Annotated in this window: 1 pseudogene (running past one end of the window); it reads right to left on the bottom strand. The window is 76.3% G+C overall.

What is annotated here, in order from left to right:
* Window positions 1–12,790, bottom strand: a pseudogene (locus ACFXPK_RS05490) (type I polyketide synthase); its annotated part reaches 590 nt to the left of the window's first position; the annotation flags it as partial.

Here is a 12,790-nt window from a genome sequence, read left to right as displayed (position 1 = left end):
AGGTGGACAGGGCGGGCAGCAGCGGGGCGAGCGCGTCGCGGTCGAGGCGGAGCCGGGAGGCGAGGGAGTCCACGTCCTCCTGCTCGACCTCGGCCCAGAACTCGGCGTCCGCCGGGTCGCCGTCACCGGAGCCCGGCGTACGGCCCGCGACGGCCCACAGGTGCTCGCGCTGGAAGGCGTAGGTGGGCAGGGGTGTCCTGCGGGCGCCGCTTCCGGCGTAGACGGTGCTCCAGTCGGCGCGGCCGCCGCGTACCCACTGTTCGGCGAGGGAGGCCAGGAAGCGGCCGGTGCCGCCGTTCTCGCGGCGCAGGGTGCCGACGGCGGCGACGGGGCGGCCCAGTTCCTCGGCGGTGGCCTGGACGGCCATGGTCAGCACCGGGTGCGGGCTGATCTCGACGAAGACGGTGTGCTCGGCGGCGAGGAGGGTGCGTACGGTCTCGTCGAAGCGGACGGTCTGCCGCAGGTTGCGGTACCAGTAGGCGGCGTCCATGCCGGTGGTGTCGAGGAGTTCGCCGGTGACGGTGGAGTGGAACGGGACGCGGGCGGCGCGCGGCGCCACCGGGGCGAGCACGTCGAGGAGTTCGGACTCCAGGCGTTCGACCTGGGCGGAGTGCGAGGCGTAGTCCACGGCGACCCGGCGGGCCCGCAGGTCGCGGGCGGTGAACTCGGCCTGGAGGGCGTCCAGGGCCTCGGGCGTGCCGGCGAGGACCACGGAGCGGGGCCCGTTGACGGCGGCGACACAGACCGCGTCCCCGTGCGGGGCCAGGAACTCCGCCGCCTCGGCGGCGGACACCTGTACGGACATCATGCCGCCGGCGCCCGCGAGGACCCGGCCGATGGCCTGGGAGCGCAGGGCGACGACACGGGCGCCGTCGGCGAGGGAGAGCGCGCCGGAGACGACGGCGGCGGCGATCTCGCCCTGGGAGTGGCCGATCACCGCGTCGGGGGTGACGCCGTGGGCGCGCCACAGCTCCGCGAGGGAGACCATCACGGCCCAGGTGGCGGGCTGGACGACATCGACACGGTCCAGGGTCGGGGCGCCGTCCGCCTGGCGGACGACGTCGACGAGGGACCAGTCGGTGTGGGTGGCGAGGGCGGCGGCGCACTCGTGGAAGCGTTCGGCGAAAACCGGTGAGGCGTCGAGGAGTTCGGCGCCCATGCCGGCCCACTGGGAGCCCTGGCCGGGGAAGACGAAGACGGTGCGGCCGTCGGTGTCGGCGGTGCCGTGCACGACCTGCGCGGTGGGCTCACCGGCGCCGAACGCGTCGAGCGCGTCGGTGAGTTCGGCGGTGTCCGTGCCGAGGGCGACCGCCCGGTGCTCCATGACGGAGCGCGCGGTGATCAGGGTGTGGCCGACATGGACCGGGTGCGGCGCCGGGCCTGCCGTGAGGTGGGCGGCGAGGTGGGCGGCCTGGTCGCGCAGGGCGGCCGGGGCGGCGGCGGAGAGGATCCACGGCAGGGTGGTGCCCGTGGGCAGGCCGGGTCCGGCGGCCGGGGCGGGCTCCTCGACGGCGGGCGCCTGCTCCAGGATGGCGTGCGCGTTGGTGCCGCTGATGCCGAAGGAGGACACGGCGCAGCGCAGCGGCCGGTCGGTGCGGGACCAGTCGGTGTTCTCGGTGATCAGGCGGACGGTGCCGCTGGACCAGTCGATGTGGCGGGAGGGCTCGTCGGCGTGGAGGGTGCGCGGGAGTTCGCCGTGGCGCATGGCCATGACCATCTTGATGATGCCCGCGACTCCGGCGGCGGACTGGGTGTGTCCGATGTTGGACTTCACCGAGCCGAGCAGCAGCGGGTCCTCGGGGGTGCGGCTCTGACCGTACGTGGCGAGGAGGGCCTGTGCCTCGATGGGGTCGCCGAGGGCGGTGCCGGTGCCGTGTGCCTCGACGACGTCGACGTCGGCGGTGGTGAGGCCCGCGGCGCCCAGGGCCTGGCGGATGACGCGGATCTGGGAGGGGCCGTTGGGGGCGGTGAGGCCGTTGGAGGCGCCGTCCTGGTTGATGGCGGAGCCGCGGACGACCGCGAGGACGTCGTGGCCGTTGCGGCGGGCGTCGGAGAGCCGCTCCAGGACGAGGATGCCGATGCCCTCGGCGAGGGTCATGCCGTCGGCCTCGTCGGAGAACGCCTTGCAGCGGCCGTCCCGGGCGAGCGCCCGCTGGCGGCTGAACGCGATGAACGGCATCGGGTTGGTCATGACGGTGGCGCCGCCGGCCAGGGCGAGGGTGGACTCGCCGTTGCGCAGCGACTGGCAGGCCAGGTGCAGCGCGACCAGGGAGGAGGAGCAGGCGGTGTCGACGGTGACGGCCGGGCCTTCCAGCCCGAAGGAGTAGGCGAGGCGGCCGGAGAGGACGCTGGGGCTCGAACCGGTGACGACATGGCCCGCGGAGCCGTCGTCCATGCCGACGCCGTAGTCCTGGTAGGTGGAGCCGATGAAGGTGCCGGTGGGGGTGGAGTGCACCGACGCCGGGTCGATACCGGCGTGTTCGAACGCCTCCCAGGTGGTCTCCAGGAGCAGCCGCTGCTGCGGGTCCATGGAGACGGCCTCGCGCGGCGAGATGCCGAAGAAACCGGCGTCGAACTCGCCCGCGTCGTGCAGGAATCCGCCCTGCGTGGAGTAGGTGGTGCCGGGCCGGTCGGGGTCCGGGTCGTACAGGGCGTCGGCGTCCCAGCCCCGGTTGACGGGGAACTCGGAGATGGTGTCGGTGCTGTCGGCGACGAGCCGCCAGAACGCGTCGGCGGAGCGGGCGCCGCCGGGGAAGCGGCAGCTCATGCCGATGATGGCGATGGGCTCGTCGGTGGCGGCAACGCCGGCCGGGGCGACGGCGGAGGTGTCGGCGGTGCCGACGAGTTCGCCGCGCAGATGGCGGGCGAGGGCGACCGGGTTCGGGTAGTCGAAGACCAGGGTGGTGGGCAGGGCGAGGCCGGTGAGGGCGACTAGCCGCTTGCGCAGGTCCACCGCGGTGAGGGAGTCGAACCCGGCGTCGCGGAAGGCGCGTTTGGCGGGGACGCCCTCGGCGGAGGTGTGGCCGAGGACTACGGCGGCCTCGGTGCGCACCAGGTCGGTCAGGAGGCGTTCCTGCTCGTCACCGGTGAGGCCGTCGAGCCGGCCGGCCAGCTCGGAGGCGGTCCCCGAGGTGTCGGGGGCGCCCAGCGCGGCGACGGTGTCGAGGGCGTCGAAGAGGCGGCTGGCACGGGAGGCGGTGAAGACGGGGTGGTACTGCTCCCAGTCCACGTCCGCGACGGTGACGGCGCTCTCGCCGCGTACGACGGCGCGGCGCAGTTCGGCCATGGCGGTGTCGGGGTCGAGCAGCCGCAGACCGGTGCGTTCGAAGCCGGCGGAGACGTCCTGGTGTGCGCTGGCCATGCCGATCTCGGCCCAGGGGCCCCAGGCCACGGAGGTGGCGGCCAGGCCGCGCGAGCGGCGGTTCTCGGCGAGGGCGTCGAGGTAGGCGTTGGCGGCGGCGTAGGCGCTCTGGCCCGCGCTCCCCCACGTACCGGCCACCGACGAGACCAGGACGAAGAAGTCGAGGTCGTGGCCGTCCAGCAGGGCGTCGAGGTGGGCGGCGCCGAGGGTCTTGGCGGCCATCGCGGCGGCGACCTCGTCGAGCGGGGTCGCGGTGAGCGGCGCGGCCTGGCCGACGCCCGCGGCGTGGACGACGCCGGTGAGCGGGGCGTCGTCGGGCACGGCGGCGAGGAGCGCGGCGAGCGCGTCGCGGTCGGCGCTGTCGCAGGCGGCGAGGGTGACGCGGGCGCCCAGCTCCTCCAGTTCCGTACGGAGTTCACCGGCGCCGGGGGCGTCGGGGCCGCGGCGCCCGGTGAGGATGAGGTGGGCGGCTCCGGCGCGGGCCAGCCAGCGGGCGGCCCGGGCGCCGAGACCGCCGGTGCCGCCGGTGATCAGCACGGTGCCGGAAGCGGTGAACGCGTCGTCGCGGGGCAGTTCGTCGCCGGGGTGGCGGACGACCCGTCGGGCGTAGGTGCCGCCCGCGCGTACGGCGAGCTGGTCCTCGCCCGTACGGGTGGCGAGGACGCTGACGAGGCGCTGGACGGCGGGGGCGTCCAGGACCTCGGGGAGGTCGACCAGGCCGCTCCACCGCTCGGGGTGTTCCAGGGCGGTGACCCGGCCGAGGCCCCAGGCGGCGGTGCGGGCGGGGTGGGTGAGGGGGTCGCCGGGGCCGGTGGAGACGGCGCCGCGGGTGACGGTCCACAGGGGGGCGGTGGAGCCGGTGTCGGCGAGGGCCTGGGCGAGGACGACACCGAGGGCGAAGCCCTCGGGCAGGCCCGCGTCGGGGCGGGCCGGGTCGGCGAGCGGCAGCAGGGAGAGCACGCCGCTGACGCCGTCGGTGGCGTCGGCGGCGGCGCGCAGGGTGGCGGCGAGGTGGTCGCGGTCGCGGTGGGTCCCGTCCAGGTCGAGGCGGGCGACGACGGCTCCGTGGCCGCGCAGCGCGTCGAGGACCTCGGCGCTCGCGCCGTCGTCGTCGGTGGTGACGGCCAGCCAGGTGCCGTCGAGGACGGGGGCGCTCTCGGGGGTCGCCGGGTGCCAGGCGATCCGGTAGCGGGCGGCGTCGAGGACGGCCCGCTCGTGGCGGGCCCGCCGCCACGAGGACAGCGAGGGCAGCAGCGCGTAGAGGGAGGCGTGCTCCTCGTCGCGCAGGCCGAGCAGTCCGGCGAGGGAGGCGGCGTCGCCGCTTTCGACGGCGGTCCACAGCGCGGTGTCGGCGGGGTCGGCCGGTGCGCCGGCGGCGCGGTGGACGGTGGGCGCGGTGGTGTCCGGCCAGTACGTCTCGTGCTGGAAGGCGTAGGTGGGCAGTTCGACGGCGGTGGCGCCGCCGCCCCCGTGGACGGCGGTCCAGTCGACGCGGACGCCGCGGACGTGCAGCCGGGCCAGCGCCGTGAGGACGGACTCGTCCTCGGGGCGGTCGGTGCGCAGCAGGGGGACGGCGTCGGTGGCGGTGTCGTCGCCGAGGACGTCCTGGGCGGCGGCGCACAGGGAGCCGCCGGGGCCGAGTTCGAGGTAGGTGGCGGCGCCGGCCGCGTGGGCGGCGGACACCGCGTCGGCGAACCGTACGGTGGAACGCACGTGCCGCACCCAGTAGTCGGCGGTGCGCAGGTCGTCGCCCTCGGCGGGGCGGCCGGTGAGGTCGCAGACCACGGGCACGGTGGGCTCGTGGTAGGTCAGGCCCTCGGCGACCTCGCGGAAGGCGTCCAGCATGGCGTCCATGCGGGGCGAGTGGAAGGCGTGGCTGACCCGCAGCCGGCGCGTGGTGCGGCCGAGGGCGGCGAAGTGCGCGGCGATGTCCGCGGCGGCGTCCTCGTCGCCGGAGACCACGACGGCGGCGGGGCCGTTGACGGCGGCGAGGCCGACCCGGTCCTCCTGTCCCGCGAGGAGCGGGGCCACCTCGTCCTCGCCCGCCTGGAGCGACCACATGGCGCCGCCCTCGGGGAGGGCCTGCATGAGGCGGGCGCGGGCGGCGACCAGGGCGCAGGCGTCGTCGAGGGAGAGGACGCCCGCGGCGTGGGCGGCGGCGACGGAGCCGACGGAGTGGCCGAGGAGCACGCCGGGGCGTATCCCCCAGGAGCGGACCAGCCGGTAGGCGGCGGTCTCCAGCGCGAACAGCGCGGGCTGGGTCCAGCCGGTCTCGTACAGGGCGGCGGCGCCGGGCGTGCCGTCCTCGGCGAACAGGACGTCCTTGAGGGAGCCGTGCGGGGTGCCGGCGGGGGCGTCGACGAGCAGCGGGTCGAGGCGGGCGATCACCTCGTCCAGCGCCTCGGCGAAGACCGGGTGGCGCTCGTAGAGGCCGCGTCCGGTGCCGGGGCGCTGGCTGCCCTGGCCGGTGAAGAGCAGGGCGGTGCGTCCGGCGCCGCCGGTCTCGCCGAGGACGAGGGCCGGGTCGGGCCGGTCGGCGGCGAGCGCGGCGAGGGCGCGGCGGGCGTCGTCCGCGGTGCCGACGACCACGGCGCGCTGCTCGAAGGCGGGCCGGGTGGTGGCCAGCGAGAGGGTGAGGTCGGCCGCGGTCTCGTCGGGGTGGGTGCCGAGGTGGGCGAGGAGGCGGGCGGCCTGGGCGCGCAGCGCGGGGCGGGTGCGGCCGGACAGGGTCCAGGGCAGGACGGCGGTCGGGTCGGGGGCGCCGGCGCGGCGGGCGGGGGCGGGCTCGCCCTGTTCCAGGACGATGTGCGCGTTGGTGCCGCTGATGCCGAAGGAGGAGACGCCCGCCCGGCGCGGGCGGCCCGTCTCGGGCCACGGGGTCTGCTCGTGCAGGAGGGAGATGTCACCGGTCTCCCAGTCCACGTGCCGGGAGGGACTGCCGGCGTGGAGGGTGCGCGGGAGTTCGCCGTGGCGCATGGCCATGACCATCTTGATGACGCCGGCGACACCGGCGGCGGCCTGGGTGTGGCCGATGTTGGACTTCACGGAGCCCAGCAGCAGCGGCTGTTCGCCGGTCCGGTCCTGTCCGTACGTGGCGAGGAGGGCCTGGGCCTCGATGGGGTCGCCGAGCGGGGTGCCGGTGCCGTGCGCCTCGACGGCGTCCACGTCGGCGGTGGTCAGGCCGGCGGAGCCCAGGGCCTGGCGGATCACGCGCTGCTGGGAGGGGCCGTTGGGGGCGGTGAGGCCGTTGGAGGCGCCGTCCTGGTTGACGGCGGAGCCGCGCACGACCGCGAGGACGCGGTGTCCGTTGCGGCGGGCGTCGGACAGCCGCTCCAGGACGATCATGCCGACGCCCTCGGACCAGCCGACGCCGTCGGCGTCGTCGGAGAACGCCTTGCAGCGGCCGTCGGGCGACAGTCCGCGCTGCCGGGAGAACTCGATCAGCGAGGTCGGGGTGGACATGACGGTGACGCCGCCGGCCAGCGCGAGGGAGCACTCGCCGGCACGCAGGGCCTGCATCGCCCAGTGCATGGCGACGAGCGAGGAGGAGCAGGCGGTGTCGACGGTGACCGCGGGCCCTTCGAGGCCGAGGGCGTAGGAGACCCGGCCGGAGGCGATGCTCGGGGCGGTGCCGCTGCCCTGGTGGCCCTCGAAGCGCTGGTCGGCGAGGGTCGCCGAGTAGTCGCTGTACATGACACCGGCGAAGACACCGGTCTGGCTGCCGCGCAGCGCCACCGGGTCGATCCCGGCGTGCTCGACGGCCGTCCAGGACGCTTCGAGCAGAAGGCGCTGCTGGGAGTCGGTGGCGAGCGCCTCGCGGGGGCTCATCCCGAAGAACCCGGCGTCGAACTCGCCCGCGTCGTGGAGGAATCCGCCGTAGCGGGTGTACGAGGTGCCGGGGTGGTCGGGGTCGGGGTGGTAGAGGCCGTCGAGGTCCCAGCCGCGGTTGACGGGGAGTCCGCCGATCGCGTCGGTGCCCTCGGTGACCAGCCGCCACAGGTCGTCGGGCGAGCCGACGCCGCCGGGGTAGCGGCAGCTCATGCCGACGATGACGATCGGGTCGTCGGAGGTGGCGCGGGCGCGCGGCGCGACGGGCGCGGCGGTCCCCGGGGTGGCGGGGCCCTCGCTCAGCTCCGCCAGCAGGTGCGCGGCGAGAGCCGTGACGGTCGGGTAGTCGAAGATGACGGTCGCGGAGGTGCGCAGCCCGGTGGCGGCGGCCAGCCGGTTGCGCAGCTCGACGGCGGTGAGGGAGTCGAACCCGAGCTCCTGGAAGGGCCGTTCGGGGTCGATGTCGCTCGCGGAGGCGTGGCCGAGGACGGTGGCGGTCTGGGTGCGCACCAGGTCGACGACGGCCTCGGTACGGGCCTCCTCGTCGAGCAGGGAGAGCCGCTGGGCGAGACCGAGGGCGGCTTCGGAACCGGTGTGCACGGTACGGCGGCCGCGGGTACGGACCAGGCCGCGCAGCAGCGGCGGCACCTCGCCCTGGCCGCGCAGCGTCGCGAGGTCGAGGCGGACGGGCAGCACGTCGGCGCGGGGCAGGCCGAGGGCCGTGTCGAAGAGGGCGAGGCCCTGCTCGACGGTGAGCGGCGGCGTACCGGAGCGGGACATGCGCTCCAGGTCCTGGCCGGACAGGTCGCCGGTCATGCCGCCGGTGGGCACCCAGGGGCCCCAGCCGAGGGAGAGTCCGGGCAGTCCGGCGTCCCGGCGGAGGCGGGCGACGGCGTCCAGGAAGGCGTTGCCCGCCGCGTAGTTGGCCTGGCCGGGGGCGCCGGTGGTGCCGGCGAGGGAGGAGAAGACGACGAACGCGGCGAGGTCGAGGCCGCGGGTGGCCCGGTGCAGGTGCCAGACGGCGTCGGCCTTGGGGCGCAGGACGGCGGCCAGGCGCTCCTCGGTGAGGGATTCCACGAGTCCGTCGTCGAGAACACCCGCGGTGTGCACGACGGCCGTGACGGGGTGGTCGGCGGGCACGGCGGCGAACAGCGCCTCCACCGCGTCCTGTTCGGCGACGTCACAGGCGGCGAGGGTGACCTCGGCGCCCGACTCGCGCAGTTCCGCGGCGAGTTCGGCGGCGCCGGGGGCGTCGGGGCCGCGCCGGCCGGCGAGCAGCAGATGCCGTACGCCGTGTCCGGTGACGAGGTGGCGGGCGAGGACCGCGCCGAGTCCGCCGGTGCCGCCGGTGATCACGACGGTGCCTTCGGGGTTCCACGCGGTGGCCGTACGGTCGCCGCCGGGGCGGACCCGGGCGAGCCGGGCGGTGTACACCGCGCCGTCGCGGACGGCGGTCTGCGGCTCCTCGGCGGTGAGCGCGGCGACGAGAGCGGCCGGGTCGGCGAGGGGCGCGGCGGAATCAGGGACGGTCGCGGCCGGGTCGGCGGGCGCGAGGTCCAGCAGGCCGAAGCGGTGCGGGTGTTCGGCCTGGGCGGAACGGACCAGGCCCCAGACCGCGGCGGCGGCCGGGTCGGTGACGGCGCTGTCGGCGGCGGCGACCGCGCCCCGGGTGACGAACACCAGCCGGTCGCCGCTCCCCCGGTCGTCGGCCAGCCACTGCTGGATCTGGCCGAGGACGCGGGCGGTGACGGCGTGCACGGCGGCGGGCACGGTCTCCTGGCCGTCCCCGGTGACCGGGGCCAGCACCAGGCCGGACGCCTCGGGTCCGCCGACGGCGGCGCCCGCCGCCGTGAGGGCGGCGCCGAGACCGTACGGGTCGGTGCCGAGCAGGCCGACGGTGTCGGGGAGGCCACCGTCCGCGGAGCCCGTGAGCCGTGTCCAGTCCAGGGCGAACAGGGCGTCGCGCTCCAGCGCGGAGGCGGCGGCGCCGCGGGCGTCGGGCGCGGCGCGCAGCACCAGGGAGCCGACGGAGGCGACCGGCGCACCGGTGGTGTCGGCGACGGTCAGGGTGACGGCGTCGTCACCGGCCGGGACGATACGGACCCGGGCCTCGGCGGCGCCGCTCGCGTGCAGGGTGACGTCCTGCCAGGCGAAGGGCAGACCGCCCCGCGCGTCCTCGCCGAGGGGGGCGAGGGCGGTGGCGTGCAGGGCGGCGTCGAGCAGCGCGGGGTGCAGGCCGAACTGGGCCGCGTCGCCCGCGGGTCCGGCGTCGAGGGCGATCTCGGCGAAGGTCTCCTCGCCGCGCCGCCAGACGGCGCGCAGGCCGCGGAAGGCGGGGCCGTAGGAGAATCCGGCCTCGGCGAGGCCGTCGTAGAAGCCGTCGAGGTCCACGGGGTCGGCGTCGGCGGGCGGCCAGACGGCGGCGAACGTGTCGGCGTCCTCGGCGCGGTGGGCTCCGGCGGCGAGGGTGCCGGCGGCGTGCTGGGTCCAGGGCCGGTCGTCGTCGCCGTCGGGGCGGGAGTAGAGGCTGAGGGCGCGGCGGCCGGTCTCGTCGGGGCTGCCGATCCACACCTGGACCTGGACGCCGCCGTCCTCGGGCAGGGCGAGCGGCGCGGCGAGGGTGAGGTCCTCGACGCGGTCGCAGCCGACCTCGTCGCCGGCGCGTACGGCCAGTTCGAGGAAGGCGGTGCCGGCCAGCAGGACGGTGCCGCGTACGGCGTGGTCGGCGAGCCAGGGGTGGGTGCGTACGGAGAGCCGGCCGGTGAGGAGCAGCCCGTCGGAGTTGGCGAGGGTGACGGCGGCGGCCAGCAGCGGGTGGTGGGCGGCGCCGAGTCCGGCGGAGCGCATGTCGCCGGGGAGTCCGGTGAAGCCCTTGGGCCAGAAGCGCCGGTGCTGGAACGCGTAGGTGGGCAGGTCGGCGCGGCGGGCGCCGGTGCCCTCGAACCAGCGCTCCCAGCGCACGGGGACGCCGCGCAGGTGGAGCCCGGTGGCGGTCGCGGTGAGGGCGGCGGCCTCGGGGCGGTCCTTGCGGAGCGCGGGCAGGACCGCGGCGCTCCCGTGTCCCGCCGCGTCGAGGACGGTGCGGGTGAGGGCGGCGAGGGTGGCGTCGGGGCCGAGTTCGAGGAAGAGACCGGTGCCGTGTCCGGCGAGCCAGGAGACGGTGTCGGCGAAGCGCACCGTGTGCCGGACGTGGTCGGTCCAGTAGCGGGCGGAGGTGAGCTGCTCGACGGTGGCGGGCGCGCCGGTCAGGCCGGAGACGACGGGGAGGGTGGGCGCCTGCGGGGAGAGCCCGGCGACGACGGCCCGGAACTCCTCCAGCATCGGCTCCATCAGCGGGGAGTGGAAGGCGTGGGAGACCGTCAGGCGGCGGGTGCGGCGGCCCAGGGCGGCAATCCGCGCGGCGATGGACTCGACGGCGTCCTCGGCGCCCGCGACGACCACGGCGGACGGGCCGTTGACGGCGGCGACGGACACCTGCCCGGTGTGTTCGGCGAGGAGCGGCGCCACCTCGTCCTCGGTGGCCTCCAGGGAGACCATCGCGCCGCCCTCGGGCAGCGCCTGCATGAGGGTGGCGCGCGCGAGCACCAGGGCGCAGGCGTCCGCGAGGGAGAACACGCCGGCCACGTGGGCGGCGGCGATCTCGCCCACGGAGTGGCCGGCCACGTGGTCCGGGGTGACGCCCCAGGACTCGACGAGCCGGTAGAGGGCGACTTCGAGGGCGAACAGGGCGGGCTGCGCGTAGCCGGTGCGGTCGAGGAGGGCGGCCTCGGCGCTGCCCTCCTCGGCGAACAGGAGGGTGCGCAGCGGCAGGTCGAGTCCGGCGTCGAGGTGGCCGAGGGTCTCGTCGAGGGCGCGCGCGAAGACCGGGAAGCGGGCGTACAGGTCGCGGCCCATACCGGCGCGCTGGGAGCCCTGGCCGGCGAAGAGCACGGCGAGCTTGGTGCGTCCGCGCAGTTGGTGGGTGGTGAGGCCGGGGGCGTCCGTGCCGTCGGCGAGCGCGGTGAGGGCGGCGAGGGCGGTGTCCCGGTCGGCGGTGGTGAGCGCGGCCCGGTGCTCCAGGGCGGAGCGGGTGGTGGCCAGGGCGTGCGCGGCGTCCAGGGCGGGCAGCGCGGGGCGCGCGGTCAGGTGGTCGAGGAGCCGGGCGGCCTGGGCGCGCAGCGCCTCGGGGGTACGGCCGGACAGCAGCCAGGGCAGCGCCCCGGCCTCGACGGGGGCCGCGGCCTCGGCGGGATCGGCGGGCGCCTCCTGCGGGGCCTCTTCGATGATGGTGTGCGCGTTGGTGCCGGACAGGCCGAAGGACGAGATGCCGGCGCGGCGCGGGGCGCCCTCGCGGCGCGGCCAGGGGGCGGCCTCGGTGAGGAGGCGGACGGCGCCCTCGGTCCAGTCGACGTGGGTGGAGGGCCGGTCCACGTGCAGGGTGCGGGGCAGCAGGTCGTGGCGCATCGCCATGACCATCTTGATGATGCCCGCGACGCCCGCGGCGGCCTGGGTGTGGCTGATGTTGGACTTCACCGAGCCGAGCAGCAGCGGCCGTTCGGGGTCGCGGCTCTGCCCGTAGGTGGCGAGGAGCGCCTGCGCCTCGACGGGGTCGCCGAGGACGGTGCCGGTGCCGTGGGCCTCGACGGCGTCCACATCGGCGCCGGTGAGGCGGGCGTTGACGAGGGCGGACTCGATGACGCGCTGCTGGGAGGGGCCGTTGGGCGCGGTGAGGCCGTTGGAGGCGCCGTCCTGGTTGACGGCGGAGCCGCGCACGACGGCGAGGACGTGGTGGCCGTTGCGGCGGGCCTCGGAGAGCCGCTCCAGGACGAGGACGCCGACGCCCTCGGACCAGCCGGTGCCGTTGGCGGCGTCGGCGAAGGACTTGCAGCGCCCGTCGCCCGCGAGGCCGCCCTGCCGGGCGAACTCGACGAAGGTGGTGGGGCTCGCCATCACGGTGACGCCCGCGGCGAGCGCCAGCGAGCACTCCCCCGCGCGCAGCGACTGGGCGGCCAGGTGGAGCGCGACGAGGGAGGAGGAGCAGGCGGTGTCGACGGTGACGGCGGGGCCGACGGCGCCGAAGAAGTACGAGAGCCGCCCGGACAGGATGCTGGTCGCGTTGCCGGTGAGCTGGAATCCCTGGACGTCGTCCTCGGGGCCGACCCGGTAGTCCTGGGGCATGGCGCCGACGAACATGCCGGTACGGGAGCCGCGGACCCCGGCCGGGTCGATACCGGCCCGCTCGAAGGCTTCCCAGCCGGTCTCCAGGAGCAGCCGCTGCTGCGGGTCCATGGACAGCGCCTCGCGGGGCGAGATGCCGAAGAAGTCCGGGTCGAAGGCGGGCGCGTCGTGGAGGAAGCCGCCTTCGAAGTCGGCGGGCCCGTCGCCGATGGCCGCTTCCCAGCCGCGGTCGTCCGGCATCGCGGTGATGCCGTCCTCCCCGGCGACGAGCATCCGCCACAGCTCCTCGGGGCTGCTGACACCGCCCGGGTAGCGGCAGCTCATGCCGACGATCGCGATGGGCTCGGTGGCCGCCGCCTCCAGTTCGCTCACCCGCTGCCGGGAACGCTTCAGATCGGCGCTCGCCCGCTTGAGGTAGTCCCGGAGCTTCTGTTCCTTGTCCAT

Source organism: Streptomyces sp. NPDC059142 (genome assembly GCF_042755665.1).
Taxonomy (GTDB): Bacteria; Actinomycetota; Actinomycetes; order Streptomycetales; family Streptomycetaceae; genus Streptomyces.
This window is presented reverse-complemented; position numbering and strand designations above follow the sequence as displayed.